Source organism: Cupriavidus sp. MP-37 (assembly GCF_020618415.1).
Taxonomy (GTDB): domain Bacteria; phylum Pseudomonadota; class Gammaproteobacteria; order Burkholderiales; family Burkholderiaceae; genus Cupriavidus.
The window spans coordinates 1,298,849-1,313,408 of the sequence record NZ_CP085345.1 but is presented as its reverse complement, the minus strand read 5'-3'; the positions used below and the strand labels follow the sequence as shown (position 1 = coordinate 1,313,408).

13 protein-coding genes are annotated in these 14,560 nt (G+C 62.9%); 6 read left to right on the top strand and 7 right to left on the bottom strand.

All coding sequences use genetic code 11. The features are described from left to right. Nucleotides 1-9: 9 nt before the first annotated feature. Together LIN44_RS22310 and LIN44_RS22305 are read right to left on the bottom strand one after the other, a co-directional pair. Entirely contained in the window at nt 10-789 is a 780-nt protein-coding gene (locus tag LIN44_RS22310) for an enoyl-CoA hydratase-related protein (protein ID WP_227314467.1), read from the bottom strand. 12 nt (nt 790-801) lie between these two features. Next, complete coding sequence (locus LIN44_RS22305; protein ID WP_227314466.1) at nt 802-2,031, bottom strand: CaiB/BaiF CoA-transferase family protein; 1,230 nt, start codon at nt 2,029-2,031, stop codon at nt 802-804. A gap of 268 nt (nt 2,032-2,299) precedes the next feature. On the opposite strand from LIN44_RS22305, the gene LIN44_RS22300 reads away from it, so the two are divergent. Next, nucleotides 2,300-3,982, top strand: coding sequence for a sigma-54-dependent Fis family transcriptional regulator (locus LIN44_RS22300; protein WP_227314465.1), 1,683 nt, complete (start codon nt 2,300-2,302; stop codon nt 3,980-3,982). Between the two features lie 38 nt (nt 3,983-4,020). Here the strand turns inward: LIN44_RS22300 and LIN44_RS22295 are convergent, their stop codons facing one another. From LIN44_RS22295 to LIN44_RS22275, 5 genes are all read right to left on the bottom strand, one after another. After that, nucleotides 4,021-5,079: an SDR family oxidoreductase gene (locus LIN44_RS22295; protein WP_227314464.1), complete on the bottom strand. Its 1,059-nt coding sequence runs from the start codon at nt 5,077-5,079 to the stop codon at nt 4,021-4,023. Between the two features lie 15 nt (nt 5,080-5,094). Further along, complete coding sequence (locus tag LIN44_RS22290; protein WP_227314463.1) at nt 5,095-5,811, bottom strand: SDR family NAD(P)-dependent oxidoreductase; 717 nt, start codon at nt 5,809-5,811, stop codon at nt 5,095-5,097. Further along, nucleotides 5,804-6,247 carry a type II 3-dehydroquinate dehydratase gene (locus LIN44_RS22285; RefSeq protein ID WP_227314462.1) on the bottom strand — a complete coding sequence of 148 codons (444 nt, stop codon included), beginning with the start codon at nt 6,245-6,247 and terminating at the stop codon, nt 5,804-5,806. Before LIN44_RS22285 ends, LIN44_RS22290 begins: the two co-directional genes overlap by 8 nt. Continuing rightward, entirely contained in the window at nt 6,247-6,879 is a 633-nt protein-coding gene (locus tag LIN44_RS22280; protein WP_227314461.1) for a DUF4286 family protein, read from the bottom strand. Before LIN44_RS22280 ends, LIN44_RS22285 begins: the two co-directional genes overlap by 1 nt. 485 nt (nt 6,880-7,364) lie before the next feature. Then, a complete protein-coding gene (locus LIN44_RS22275; protein WP_227314460.1) occupies nt 7,365-7,835 on the bottom strand; it encodes an Lrp/AsnC family transcriptional regulator in 471 nt (156 codons plus the stop codon). Nucleotides 7,836-7,974: 139 nt separating this feature from the next. On the opposite strand from LIN44_RS22275, the gene LIN44_RS22270 reads away from it, so the two are divergent. From LIN44_RS22270 to LIN44_RS22250, 5 genes are read left to right on the top strand one after another with little or no spacing between them, the layout of a single operon-like run. Then, nucleotides 7,975-11,499, top strand: coding sequence for an indolepyruvate ferredoxin oxidoreductase family protein (locus tag LIN44_RS22270; RefSeq protein WP_227314459.1), 3,525 nt, complete (start codon nt 7,975-7,977; stop codon nt 11,497-11,499). A gap of 35 nt (nt 11,500-11,534) precedes the next feature. Next, on the top strand, nt 11,535-12,740 hold the full coding sequence (locus LIN44_RS22265) for a PLP-dependent aminotransferase family protein (protein WP_227314458.1): 1,206 nt from the start codon (nt 11,535-11,537) through the stop codon (nt 12,738-12,740). An 11-nt stretch (nt 12,741-12,751) separates the two neighbouring features. Beyond that, nucleotides 12,752-13,054, top strand: a complete 303-nt coding sequence (locus LIN44_RS22260) for a DUF1330 domain-containing protein (RefSeq protein WP_227314457.1) — start codon at nt 12,752-12,754, stop codon at nt 13,052-13,054. After that, a complete protein-coding gene (locus LIN44_RS22255) occupies nt 13,051-14,031 on the top strand; it encodes a quinone oxidoreductase (protein ID WP_227314456.1) in 981 nt (326 codons plus the stop codon). Before LIN44_RS22260 ends, LIN44_RS22255 begins: the two co-directional genes overlap by 4 nt. Nucleotides 14,032-14,072: 41 nt before the next feature. Continuing rightward, nucleotides 14,073-14,390 carry a DUF1330 domain-containing protein gene (locus LIN44_RS22250; protein ID WP_227314455.1) on the top strand — a complete coding sequence of 106 codons (318 nt, stop codon included), beginning with the start codon at nt 14,073-14,075 and terminating at the stop codon, nt 14,388-14,390. Nucleotides 14,391-14,560: the final 170 nt, after the last annotated feature.

Here is a 14,560-nt window from a genome sequence, read left to right as displayed (position 1 = left end):
ACCCGGGCATCAATGACCAAATTTGGAAGCATCGGGCTGGCGGCGTTCGGCAAACGCCGCAGCCAGTTCGTCGTGTTCGCTGGTATCGAGATAACCGCGCAGCAGCAGGTCATGCGCCATGCGGGACAGCCCGCTGACACCGCCATGGCGCGCGTTGAAGGCGCTCTTTAGCGAAGCGAGCGCAAACGCGCCGCGCTCGGCCACCTCCAGCGCATACTCGCGCGTGGCCTCGGCCAGCTGCTCATCCGGGACCACGCGATTGATCAGGCCGATGTCCAGCGCCTCGCGTGCCGTGATCTTGGGATTGCGGTACCAGATATCCTTGGCGCGCTTCTTCCCCACCAGGTCTTCCAGGTACCAGGTGCCATAGCCCGCATCGAAGCTGCCGACCATCGGGCCAACCTGGCGGAAGATGGCCGATTCCTTGGCAATGGTGAGGTCGCACACCACCTGCAGCACGTTGCCGCCGCCGACGGCAAAGCCGTTCACCGAGGCGATGACGGGCTTTTGCAGACGGTCGATGCTCTCGTACATCTCCAGCGTCGGCAGCACGCCGGCGTAGAGCGTGGTGTCCTGCATGCCGTCCTTGCGGCCGCCAGTACAGAAGAACTTGTCGCCCGCGCCGGTGATCACGATGACGCGGGTGCGGGTTTCGCGGCGAATCTCATTGATGCAATCACGGATTTCATGGCACATGGTCTCGGTGAACATGTTGCCATCGTGGGGACGGTTCAGCGTGATCGTGCCGACCGGGCCGTCTTCCTTGTAGAGAATTTCGGTGTAGGGCATCTTGTCTCCTGATTAGACGATTTCTGAGTCGATGAGGCCCGCGATGCACGTCGCGGACATGGAAAGCTCTTCCCTGAGAATGCGCTCCGTGTCCTCGCCCAGCGCCGGCGGCGGGTTGCGGAGCACGGCACTGGCACCGTCGAAGCGGATGCCCAGGCCAACCTGCGGCACCAGGCCGGCAACGCCCTGGGTGGCGAAGAACATGCCGCTCTCGCGCAGCGGGATGTCGTCGGCCAGTTGATCAATGCTGTTGATGGGCCCGGACGGGATGCGGTGCTTGGCAAACAGCGCAAGCCAGTGCTGGCGTGGTTGCGTCGCAAGGAGTTTGGCAATGGTCTGCACGATTGCCTGGCGCGCTTCGCGGCGGCGCGCGTTGGTCTCGAATCCCGGTTGCCGCGCGTAGTCCGGCTGCCCGACCGATGTCCAGAAGCGCTGCCAGATGGCGTCGTTGCCGAGTCCCAGCGTGATAGGGAAATCCGCGGTATCGAAGACCTGATAGATGGCGATCACGGAATCGGTACCCCCCGAGCGGTTCGGTGCCTCGCCGGAGCCCAGATAGGGCACGATTCGCGGCGCCATGAACCGCGCCATCGTTGCCACCATCGACACATCAATCTGCTTGCCGGCGCCCGTGCGTTCACGTTCGAACAGCGCGGCCAGCGTGGCCATGGCGATGTCCTGGCCGGACAGCAGGTCGGCGGCCGGCGTGCCAACCTTCTGGGGCGGGCCATCCGCCTCGCCGGTCAGGTGCATGACCCCGGAGTAGCCCTCTGCGATCAGGTCGTAGCAGGGCAGGTCGGCGCGATCGCCCTCGAGCCCGAACCCGGTCACGGATACATGGATCAGCCTGCCGTTGATGGCCTTGAGCGTCGCATAGTCGAGGCCGAGCTTTTCCTGCACACGCTGCGCGGTGTTGAGGACGACGACGTCGGCGTTGCGCACCAGTTCATGCGCCACCCGCTGGCCCTCCGGGCGTGTGAGGTCGATGGTCATGCTCTGCTTGTTGCGGTTCATGCTCAGGAACCACAGCGACTCACCGTCCAGGAACGGCGGCCCCCAACTGCGAGTGTCGTCGCCGCCATGGCGCTTTTCCACTTTGAGCACCTCCGCGCCAAGATCGGCAAGCAAAAGCGTGCCATATGGGCCGGCCACCGAGGTGGTGAAGTCGAGCACGCGGATACCCCGCAGGCAGGAAAGGCCTGCACCGGGTGTCTGGAACGGAAGTGTCTTCAGGGTGTCCATTTCGGGTCGGATCTACGCAAGTGACCGACATACTGCAAAGGGTGTGCCAACGCATGGCGCGAAATTTGCAGGGAGACAGGGCGATTGTCGGGAGACGCAGGCGCGGCCTGCCCCGGCGGCGGTGCAGGCCAATCGGAATGCGGCCAAGCCGGGGAAAACTGCTTAGAATGAAACTGTCTTCGCAGTGTTCTTGCCGATCATCGAGAAGGCAATTGTGTAGTCGCCGAAGACACAGCGTTCCATATAACAGACCAAGCGTGGTGGAGACATGAAACGTGAATCAGAGGGTGTCCTCGTACTCGATGCCGAGGGCGCCACAACATTCGCCAGCGGACTCGGCAGGGATTCGCTGGTTGCCAGGTCACTGGGCGGGGTATGGAAGAACCGCGACCGCGTGCCCCTCAAAAGGCTGTCGGCAATGGCCGACCTGGAACGCCCGCTGACGGTCGCGGCCATCCCGACGCGTGATTCGGTGTGCTTCCTGATCTTCGCCGTGCAGGAGGGCGACGAACTGAGCGAATTCCTGGCGAGCGTGGAGGCAGCACCGGACATCCTCAGGCATTTCATTACCGATCCCTACAAGGCCATGGTGGTGGTCGATACGTCGGCGCGCATCACGTACATGAGCCCGGTGCACGAGAAGTTCTTCGGTCTCAAGCATGGCGAGGCGATCGGTCGGCACGTGACATCGGTGATCGAGAACACGAAGCTGCAGGAGGTGGTGGCGACCGGCAAGGGCCAGGTGGCCCAGTTGCAGGAGATGCATGGCGTGACGCGTGTGGTGTCGCGCCTGCCGATCTTCGATCGCAACAAGCGCGTTGTGGCGGCCATTGGGCAAGTGATGTTCAAGGGACCGGAGGCGATTCGTGAACTCACCGTGGAGCTTGCCAAGGTCAAGCAGGAACTCGATTTCTATCGCAGGGAATTGTCCGGCATTCGCAACCGTAGCTATGGCCTGGATCAGATCGTGGGTAGCAGCGATGCCGTGCGGCGGCTGAAGGAGGACATCCTGCGCGTGGCGCCATTGGATGTACCGGTGTTGCTTGCGGGCGAGAGCGGGACCGGCAAGGAAATGGTGGCGCACGCGATCCATATGCTGAGCCCGCGCAGCGACAAGCCATTGGTGCTTGTGAACTCGGCGGCGATGCCGCCCAACCTGGTCGAGAGCGAACTGTTTGGCTATGAGCCCGGCGCCTTCACCGGCGCGGACCGCAAAGGCCGCAAGGGCAAGTTCGAGGCCGCCGATACCGGCACGCTGTTTCTCGACGAAATCGGCGACATGCCGATCGACATGCAGGTCAAGCTGCTGCGTGTGCTGCAGGATGGGCAGTTCGAGCGTGTCGGGGGCGATCGCGCCCGGCATTCGGATTTCCGCCTGATATCGGCCAGCAATCGGGACTTCAAGGCGATGATCGCCAACTCGAGCTTCAGGCTGGACCTGTTCTATCGCATCAGCGCGGTGACGCTTCGGCTGCCGGCATTGCGCGACCGCCTTGAGGACATCCCGGAACTGGCCGATACCTTTCTGGAGGCCTTTGCGATCCGGCATGGCGCGCCGAAGAAGTCGATTGCCGAACCCGCGATCCGCTTCCTCCAGTCGCGCGCCTGGCCGGGCAATATCCGGCAGTTGCAGCATGCCATCGAGCGCGCGGCAATCTTCTGCGACGGCCCGGTGTTGTCGGTCGCCGACTTCGGCAGCATGGAGGGCGCGGAGCAGGCGCTGGCGTGGCGCCAGAGCGGCGCCTCTGCAGCCGGCGCGGAGAAGCCTCGACAGCCCGACATCCGTGAAGCGAAGGAACGGCTGGAATCGGAGCTGATTGTAGAAGCGATGCGGCGTACCGGCGGCAACAAGAAGCGCGTCGCGGAAGAGCTCGGGATCTCGCGCTCATACCTCTACAAGCGCCTGAGCATGATCGAGGAAGCCAAAGGTGAGGAGCCGGCACCGCGCTGACCAGAGGCGCGAGCCGGCGGCGCAACCCGCTGCTGATCCTAGGGAATGATCCGGTTCGCGCGCAATTCGTCGAACTGGCGCAGGAACATGCCCTCCGAGTCTATGACCTCGCTAAAGCCGTGCTGTCGGGCCTTGGTCGTGGACGAGACGACGTCGAATTCCGGGGTGAAGACGAAGTTTCCGTACTTCCAGCCCACCAGTTGCTCGTACGGGATCGGCCGGAGATTATGCTCCCTGACCAGCTGCTCCCACAGCGGCCCCTTGTCGGCCATCATCTGCACCAGATCGATTTTCTGGGCCGGAGCTGTCTCCATGTCGAAGTACTGCGCGATGGCGGGCCACAAGTCGTGCCAGCGGAAGATGTCGCCATTCGTAACGTTGAACGGCTCGTTGGCGGCTGCCGGATCGGTCGCCATCCACAAGCAGGCGCGTGCCAGCAACCCACTGTCGGTCACGTTGTACAGCGCGCGCGCGTTGCCCTCGGATCCCGGATGGCGCAACGGTAGCCCTAGTGCCTTGGAAATGGTGGCATACACCGCAAGGACCATGACGAGATTCATCGGGTTGCCGATGGCGAAGCTGCAGATCCCGTGCGGACGTGCGGCGGACCATGTCCACCTCTTGCCTTCCTGACGCTGCGCTATGAATGCCTGTTGATCATAGTAGAAGTTGGGCGGCATGTGACCCGGGTCTGTTTCCTTTGCCGGAGTCTTGAACGGTCCGAGATGATTGCCGTACCACTTGGTGCCATGCATCAGGTTGACGTGCTGTAGCCGGTCCGCCACCGGCTCGACCGCATCCATCAGGTTCGCGAGCAACGCCATGTTCGGTGCCACCATTTCGGCCCAGCCGGCCCTCTCGATGTAGGCTGAGAAGAAGATGTGGGTGACCTCCGTCAAGCCGCCGAGCTTGGCCCTCGCATCGGCGGGGTCGAGCAGGTCTGCCGTGATATGGCGGTACTCCCCGGTGATATCTGGCTCGCGTCGCGACATTGCGATCACGTCCCATGCCGGGTCGGCGGCAAGCAGCCGCAACAAGTTTCGTCCTACCACACCGGTGGCGCCGGCAATCAGCGCGGTCTTCCTTGGTTGTGTCATGGTGTCCTTTGCTGGTTATCGAATGGCTCGGCCACCGTCGACGCTCAGGGACGCGCCGGTGATAAAGGCGGCTTCCGTGCTGCACAGGAAGGCTGCCGCCGCGGCCTGGTCCTCCGCGGTCGAAATCCGCTTAAGGGGATGCAACGCCAGCCGCTTTTGTGCCCGATCGGCGGTGTTGCCGTGAATGCTACGGAACATCGGGGTATCGACGGTGCCGGGGCAGATTGCGTTGACGCGAATGCCATCGTTGGCAAGTTCCAGTGCCAGGGCGCGGGTCAGGGAATCCACGCCGCCCTTGCTGGCGGCGTAGGCGCTGTGACGAAGGCTGCCGCGCAGCGCGTCAATGGAGGCCACATTCAGGATGCACGGCGAGTCGCCGCGCTTCAGCAGCGCCAGCATGCTCCGGCAACCAAGGAAGGCGCCGGTCAGGTTGACGCCGATGACTTCATCCCAGACTGCCAGGCTGGTATCCTCCAACGGCGCCTCGCGCAGGATGCCGGCGTTGTTCACCAGCACGTCGAGCTGCCCGGCTTCGCTACCGATACGATCTGCCAGCCTTTTCCAGTCCGCTTCGGAGCGGACATCGCCGCGCACGGCCCGCGCGCCATCCTCCAGCGTGCGGTCAAAGCGGTAGACGGCCCAGCCGTCCCTCTCGAAGCGTTCGGCAATGGCATGGCCAATGCCAACGGCCGCTCCGGTTACTAGCGCTGTCCTTGGCGTTGCTTCAAGCATGTTTTTTCCTCTTGTTGATGACTTTCTGGATGGCAATCAACGCCAGCCGGTAGGAATCGACGCCAAGGCCTGTCACCATGCCAGCGCTTTCGGAAGCGGTGACAGAGTGCATGCCCCGGGCGTCGATATTGGTCATATGCACTTCGATGCAGGGCAGTGGCACTGCCTTCAGGCAATCACGCAAGGCAAGGCCCGCATACAGAAAACCTGCCGGATTCATGACCAGGCCGTCGATCTGGTCGCGTGCGGCCCGATAGATGGCGCTGATGGCTTCGCCTTCGACGTTGGTGTAGAGAATGTCGAGCTGCATGCCGAGCGCCGCGGCGTCTGCGCGCAGCATCTCGTCCAGTTCGACCGCAGTGGTGGTGCCATAAAGTTCCGGCTGGCGAAAGCCGAGATACTCCATGTTGGCGCCTTGGATCAGCAAAATCCGCATCACAAGTCCTCCCGGTTCAATGAGCAAAGCAGCCGATAGGTGCTGATGACGGCCTCAGGGAACTGCTGGTGCAGCGCATCCGCAACGCGGTCGGCCACATCGGGACGAAGATATTCCAGCGCCAGGCAGGCGTTGATCTTCAGGTCGCCGCCGCGCAGCACTTCTTCTGCCGAAATCTCAGCCGTAGCGGGCTGCGCTGCAATCCAGATCTCGGAGTGCGTATGTTCCGCCCCGGCTCCGAGCCTGTCCGCGGCGTTGCCCAATCGCGAGGACGCATCGGTTGTGTTCAGCGCAACGGTCAGCACCACACTGCCGCGAATCGCGCCGCGGACATCGTGTCGCTCGCAGACCGTACGGGACATGTTGGCAAAGCCATCTCGCATCATCGCGATGGTGCGCGCGGTCGGATGCGCAAGTCTTTCGCAATAGGCGGCCGAACTCAGCACGTCAGGGTCAGCCACCTCGTAGGTGGTCAGGAACTGGCGCGAAGCGCGTATCGCCTCAAATCGACGGCCGGTCAAGAAGCCGGGGACCGCAAGCCGTTCCGGCAGGTGTTCTTCCCCATACCAGGTCTCGTAGGCCGCCAAATGCTCAGCAGTGCAGTCGTTCCAGATGGCCAGGATGCCGCTCATGCGCGTGCTCCGGTTCGCGCTTCGGCTGACCTGAGTTGTCTGGGAAGACCCAACGCCAGGCACGCGGCGATGACGAATGTTCCCGCCAGGAATACCAGCCCAATCGTGTCAGTGTGGAAGGTCTCGCGAAACACGCCCAGGATGTAGCCTTATGTACGTGGCGCGGACAGCGACTGTCCGCGAATGTGCACGCGGGGGACAGTGGCGCACATGTCGTTGAGGCCGCAGTAAGACCTAACTCTGGTTAGGGCTTTCTATCGAAAAGGTTCCCTGTCTTGGAACGGCCCGTAGCATAAACGCGAAGGAGGCGGCCAGGCGAAGGGCTGGTAGTCGACGCTGGCCGATAGGCGTGATAGCCAAGCGACCAAATTGGCCGGTGGACGAGGTGGATTTCGTGCTGTTCGATCAATGCTTGGACGAGCATACGGAAGCAACGTTGGCGCCTGATCCGCGATGCGCGAAGCTACGCTTTCCGTCATCCCGCGCTAGAGCATCGGGGACGTACGGTTCAGCACGGTCTTGAGCGCAAAGCTGGACCGTATATGCTCGACGCCCCGGATGCGCGTCAGAGTCCTAGTCAGGAAGGTTTGATACGCGCCCATGTCAGGCACAACCACGCGCAGAATAAAGTCCGCGTCGCCGGTCATCGTGAAGCAGCTCATGACCTCTGGGGCGACTACTATTTCTTTCTCGAACCGGGCGATCGCGGTTTCTGACTGATTCTCAAGCGTCACCGCCACAAACACGTTGAGGCCACCGACCAGCTTGGCTTCGTCTAGCTGGGCCACATAGCCGCGGATATATCCCTGCTCTTCAAGCCTGTGTACGCGTTTGAGCGTAGGTGTCAGTGACAGCCCGATCCGTTCCGACAATTCACGCCAGCTCAGCCGTCCTTCACGCGCAAGTTCTCGCAGGATCTGCAGGTCGATTTTGTCGAGATTGTGGACATAGTTCATATGATCTGCGTGCCAGCTTTTCGATAGTTCAAACGTACTACAAAACAAGCAAAACGTACTTCACTTTGGTGCAGATCGGTCCGGGCCGAAATCTAAACTAACTCATCCATTTTGAAGATGAAATCCCCCGGAGGTCCGCGTGGTTACTCAAGCGACGTTACCCAGTGCATCGGGTTCGGCAACAGCCGAGCAGCGAACATTCCTGACAGGCATTCAGGCACTGGTTCGCCTGCCGATGATACAGCGCGAGCTCGATCGGGTGCGTGGCCTCCATACCGCCGGGCTGGTGTCAGGCTATCGCGGGTCGCCATTGGGCGCATACGACCAGCAGCTATGGAAGGCGTCAAGGCAACTCGCTGCGCATGACGTGGTGTTTCAGCCCGGCCTCAATGAGGACCTCGCGGCAACGGCGCTTTGGGGCGCGCAAATGCACCGGGCGTTCGGTGACACCAAGACTGACGGTGTCTTTGGCATCTGGTATGGCAAAGGGCCGGGAGTAGACCGGACGGGCGACGTTTTCCGCTGCGCCAACATGCTCGGCACGTCGAAACTGGGCGGCGTGCTTGCCGTTTCCGGTGACGACCACGCAGCACAGTCGTCCACCTTTCCGCACCAGACCGACGGCATCTTTCATTCGGCATCGATTCCCGTTCTGCAGCCTGGAAACGTGCGCGAGGTTATCGAGCTTGGCCTGGCCGGGATCGCGATGTCGCGCTACACCGGGCTATGGGTGTCGCTGAAAACCATCGCGGAAGTCGTTGAGGCCGCTGCCACGGTAGACCTCGACGGTTGGCCGGCCTTTACTGAACCGGCGGACTTTGCTGTGCCGGCCCACGGCCTCAACTGGGATCCGGGCGTGGCATGGCCCGCGCAGCGCGCGGAACTGGAGCGGCGCCTCATCGAAGAGCGTCTTCCCGCCGCACGCGCATGGGCAAGGGCCAACCGGCTCGACCGCGTGGTGGTCGAGGCACCCGACAGGCGGCTTGGGATCATCACCGTCGGCAAGGCGCACCAGGACCTGATGCAGGCGTGCCGCGATCTGGGCCTGAGCGATGCCGATCTGCGCGCCATGGGCATCTCCGTCTACAAGGTGGCGATGAGCTGGCCGCTGGAAACCGACGGCGCGTGCGCATTCGCGGCAGGACATCAGGAAGTGCTCGTGGTGGAGGAGAAGCGCGCCAATGTCGAGGCCCAGCTCAAGCAGGCGCTGTTCCACCGGCCGGCGTCGCAGCGCCCCCTTGTGACCGGCAAGACTGACGCGGATGGGGCGACCCTGCTGCCCGAAATCTCGGAGCTGAGCGCGCACCGCGTAGCCGGTGTGCTGGTGGCGCGGGTACTGGCCAACGGCATCGACGCGTCCTGGTTGCCGGAACGCCTTGCCGTGCTCGACGCCGCTGCGAAGAAGCCGTCGGCAGCAGTCATCCCCATCCGCCGGCCGTACTTCTGCTCCGGTTGCCCCCACAACACGTCCACGCGCACGCCGGATGGCTCGATCAGCAGCGGCGGGATCGGTTGCCACGTGATGGCAATTTCCCAGCCGGAACTGAAGACCAGGGTGATGAGCCACATGGGTGGTGAAGGCGCACAGTGGATCGGCGCGGCACCGTTTTCCAGGACGGCGCACGTATTTCAGAACCTCGGCGATGGCACCTACCAGCACTCAGGTCTGCTTGCCATCCGTGCCGCCATCGCCGCGAAGACCAATATCACCTACAAGATCCTCTACAACGACGCTGTCGCGATGACCGGCGGCCAGCCCGCGGAGGGTGTAAACGATCCCGCCCGCATCACGCGGCAACTGCACGCGGAGGGTGTGGGACGGATTGCGTTGGTGAGCGATGATCCCGCGCGATGGCAGGGCGAGAAGGCGCTGGCACCAGGCGTGGAGGTCTTCCATCGCGACCAGCTCGATACGGTGCAGCGCCAGCTCAGAGAGATCGCCGGCGTCACGGCGATCGTCTACGAGCAGACCTGCGCGGCGGAGAAGCGCAGACGTCGAAAGCGAAAGGAGGTGCCGGATCCGGATCGCCGCCTGTTTATCCATCACCAGGTGTGCGAGGGGTGTGGGGATTGCTCGGTGCAGTCGAACTGCATCTCCATCGAGCCGCTCGAGACCCCGCTCGGGCGCAAGCGAACCATCAACCAGAGCGCCTGCAACAAGGATTTTTCCTGCGTCAAGGGCTTCTGCCCAAGTTTCGTCGAAATCGAGGGCGTGGCCATGCGTAAGCCGGACAAGCGTCAGCTTGCGAGCCGGGAGGCAGAACTTGTAGCAAGCCTGCCAGCGCCTGCACTCCCGACGCTGGAGGAGCCGTTCAACATCTACATCACCGGCATCGGCGGTACCGGCGTCCTGACGATGGGGGCCTTGCTGGGCGCGGCGGCCGCTGCCGATGACCTGGCGGCAACGGTGCTGGATTTCACCGGTATGGCGCAGAAGAACGGCGCCGTGGTCAGCCAGGTGCGTATCGCCATGGCCGACTTCCAGATCCCGGCCTCGCGCATCGGCGAAGGGAAGGCCGACCTGTTGCTGGGAGCCGACCTGGTGGTCTCCGCCGCGGTCGACTCGCTGACCCGGCTGGCGCCGGGACGCACCGGCGCCGTCCTCAACCTCGCGCAGACGCCCACGCCGGATGTGATCCGCGAGCGCGATGCCGCATTGCCGGTGCGGCTGATACATGACCGGATTCGCAGCCGGTGCAAGGGCGAATTGTTCCACGCCATCGATGCCGGCGCGCTCGCGCAACGCATCTTTGGCGATACCTTGCCGACGCATACGCTGATGCTCGGCTACGCGTGGCAGCAGGGGCTGGTCCCGTTGAGCCGCGCAGCGATCGAACAGGCGATCGAGCGCAATGGCGCGGCCGTCGAGATGAACAAGTCAGCTTTCAATTGGGGGCGCATCGTCGCTGCCAGCCCGGAGGCATTGGATGGTATCGCGCAGCCTGGGATGGCATTGGAGCCGGCGGCGGCATCGCTGGACGTGCTGATCGACCTGCATCGACGCCAGCTTGTCGAATACCAGGGCAATGGCTATGCGAAGAAGTATCTCGACCTGATTGCGCTGGTGAGAGCGGCCGAAGACCAAGCCAAGCCCGGTAGCGAGGCGCTGGCCGCGGCGGTGGCCCGCAGTGCCTACAAGCTGATGGCGTACAAGGACGAATACGAGGTCGCCCGCCTGTACACGGCGCCGGCATTCCGCGAATCGTTGCAACACCAGTTCTCGCAGGCGGACAAGGTCTCGATTTGGCTGGCGCCGCCGCTGCTGTCCCGCACCGACCCCAATACCGGACGGCCGCGCAAGCGCAAGTTCGGCCCGTGGGTGTTCCCCCTGCTCAAGGCGGTATCTGCCATGCGGGGCTTGCGCGGCACCTCGCTGGACGTTTTCGGCTACACCGCCGAACGGCGCGCGGAGCGAAGCCTCATCGCGGAGTATTTCCACGATATCCGCAAGGCTTGCTGGCGGCTCACGCCGGAAACGCTCCAGCAGGCGGTCGAGTTTGCGGCGCTGCCGATGGAGATTCGCGGCTTCGGCCCAGTGAAGGCGCAGGCCATGGCAGGCCATGCCGAACGGCGTGCCGCAGCACTGGCGGCGCTGGAAGGGCAGGTAGACAGAGCCGGTAGCGACAGCGGCAGGCAGTCACGCAGCAATGTCAACGCCGCCTAAGCAAGGCGGCAACGCAAACAGGGTAGGGCATCGACATGAAAATCCACAACATCCAGTTTTCGCGCCGGGCACAGGCGCTGACCAGTTCTGTGATCCGCGAAGTACTGAAACTCACGGAAAAACCGGAAATCATCTCGTTCGCAGGCGGCCTTCCGTCCGCCGAGACCTTCCCAGTGGCGGCGCTGCAAGCCGCCTGCGAGCGCTTGTTCGCCGATGCACCCACGGCGTCGCTGCAGTACGCACCAACCGAAGGCTTGCAACCGCTGCGACAGTGGGTGGCCGAGAAGCATGGCGTAGATGCAGCCAATGTGCTCATTACCACGGGCTCGCAGCAGGCATTGGACCTATTGGCTAAGGTCTTCATCGATCCCGGCAGCAAGGTGCTGGTGGAAGCGCCGACTTACCTCGGCGCATTGCAGGCGTTCTCGCTTTCCGAGCCGAGCTATACCGAGGTTCCAACCGACGAGCAAGGGCTGGAGCCGGGGGCACTGACCGAAGCTCTCGTTGACGGCGCCAGATTTCTGTATGCAATCCCGAACTTCCAGAATCCGACCGGGCGCCGGCTGCCACTGGAGCGCCGCGAGGCGCTGGTAGCGCGGGCCAAGGCGCTAGGGATCCTGCTGGTCGAGGACAACCCCTATGGTGAGCTGCGCTACAGGGGTTCGTCACTGCCATCCCTGCATTCGCTGAACCCCGAAGGCGTGATCTATATGGGGTCGTTCTCCAAGATCCTGGCACCTGGCCTTCGACTGGGGTACATGCTGGCTCCGCCGGCAATCCACGCGAAGCTTGTGCAGGCAAAACAGGCTTCCGACCTGCACACGCCCAGCTTCACCCAGCGGGTAGCCTACGAAGTCCTCAGGACCGGCATGCTCGACGAACATATCGCATCAGTTTGCGATCTTTATGGCAAGCACTGCGCGGCCATGCTGGATGCGCTGACACGACACATGCCAGCAGGGATACGGTGGAGCCGGCCCGAAGGCGGGATGTTCATTTGGGTCGAATTGCCGCAAGGCATCGACGCCATGGCTTTGCTTGAGGCAGCGGTCGCCAGGAACGTGGCGTTCGTTCCCGGCGCGCCGTTCTATGCCATCACGCCGCGCAGCAACACGCTGAGGCTCGCCTTTGTCACGGTGCCGCCGGCGAAGATCGAGGAGGGCATCGCAAGACTGGGCGAGCTTGTCACGCAATTTGTGCACGCAGACCAGCCGGCAGATCCTGTGCCGGCATGCCAGTGAGGGGAAGGGTCATGCGTAAAGGCTACTGGATTGCATTAGTCGATGTCACCGATATCGAGGGCTACAAAGGCTATATCGCTGCCAACCAGGCAGTGTTCGAGAAGTTCGGCGGACGCTTCATCATCCGCAACGGCGAGAAGATAGTGGTCGAAGGTTCTCTGCGTTCGCGCGTGGTGGTGATCGAGTTCGAGGATTACCAGACCGCCTTGGCCTGCTATCGATCGTCCGAGTATCGGGCGGCGATGTCCCTGCGCCAGCCCTTTTCGCAGGGAGACATTGTCGTGATCGAAGGGTATGAGGAGCTACCAGCATGAGCGGAAACAAGGCGATCAGGATCCACGAGACCGGCGGCCCGGAAGTCATGCAGTGGGTTGACGTGGCGCTTGCCGAACCTCGGGCCGGCGAGGTCCAGGTGAAGCACCACGCAGTGGGGGTCAACTTCATCGATGTCTACTTCCGTACAGGCTTGTATCCGATGCCGCTCCCTGGCGGGATTGGGATGGAGGCGGCGGGCGTGGTCACTGCCTTAGGGGACGGCGTTAGCTGCTTTCAGGTGGGCGACCGGGTGGCGTATGCCGGCAGCGTGCCCGGCTCATACGCCCTGGAACGGTCGGTGCCGGAGGAGGAATTGATCCATATTCCGGACGGCGTCGATTTCGAGGAGGCCGCCGCGGTAACCCTGCAGGGTCTGACGACTCAATACCTGCTGCGCCGCGTCTATCGTGTGAAGGCTGGCGACACGATCCTGATCCATGCCGCCGCCGGCGGGGTGGGGCTGCTGGCCTGCCAGTGGGCGAGGGCCCTTGGGGCGAAGGTCATCGGCACGGTCAGTTCCGATGAAAAGGCGGAACTGGCCCGGGAAAACGGCTGCGATTTTCCAATCGTGTACTCCCGCGAGAACTTTGTCCCAAGAGTGCGCGAGATCACCGGCGGCGCGGGGGTGCCGGTGGTGTATGACTCCGTCGGCAAGGACACCTATGTCGGCTCGCTCGACTGTCTTGCGCCGCTCGGCACCTTCGTGAGCTTTGGCAATGCATCCGGGCCGCTGCCGCCGATCGAAGCCTTTGAGTTCACCAAGCGAGGTTCCCTTTTCTTCACGCGGCCGCAGTTGTTCCACTATGCTGCCCGCCGCGCCGATCTCAACGACATGGCCTCTGACCTGTTCTCCATGATGCAAAGCGGCGCGGTTAAGGCAAATATCGGCAGTCGCTACGGGCTAGCGGAAGTTGTCGAGGCGCACCTCGCCTTGGAGAGCAGGAAGACGACAGGATCCACCATCCTGATTCCGTGATCACACGCCAACATCTGACAGCAGACACACAGGAGCAACCTATGCCCAAGGGATACTGGATCGGCCAGGTGGAAATTACCGACCTGGAGAAGTTCGAAGCCTACAGTAAGGCCAACCAGATTGCTTATCGAAAGTATGGCGGGCGATATCTGATCCGGGGTGGTAACGCAGATGTGGTGGAAGGCAGTTTCCGCTCGCGTCTGGTGGTGATCGAATTTGCCGACTACGAAACCGCGCTCGCCTGCTACCACTCCGAGGAGTACCAGCTTGCCGCGGCCTTGCGCAAGGCGGGATCGACCGGGGACGTTGTGGTGGTCGAGGGCTACGCCGGCGCGCAACCGGAGGATGCGCAGCAGTAACGCCCGCCATGGCTTGTCATTGTTTTGCTCCCGCGTCCCGCGCGTACGCCGGGCGAGGCGCGGTGGCTAGGGGACTGCTTCCAATGCAGAAGCGGTGCGGGTTCCAAGCCCGCTTTCGCGGCGCTGACGTAAGACCCGTTGCCCCTGCCTTTTTTTCGGCCTTAGCTGTC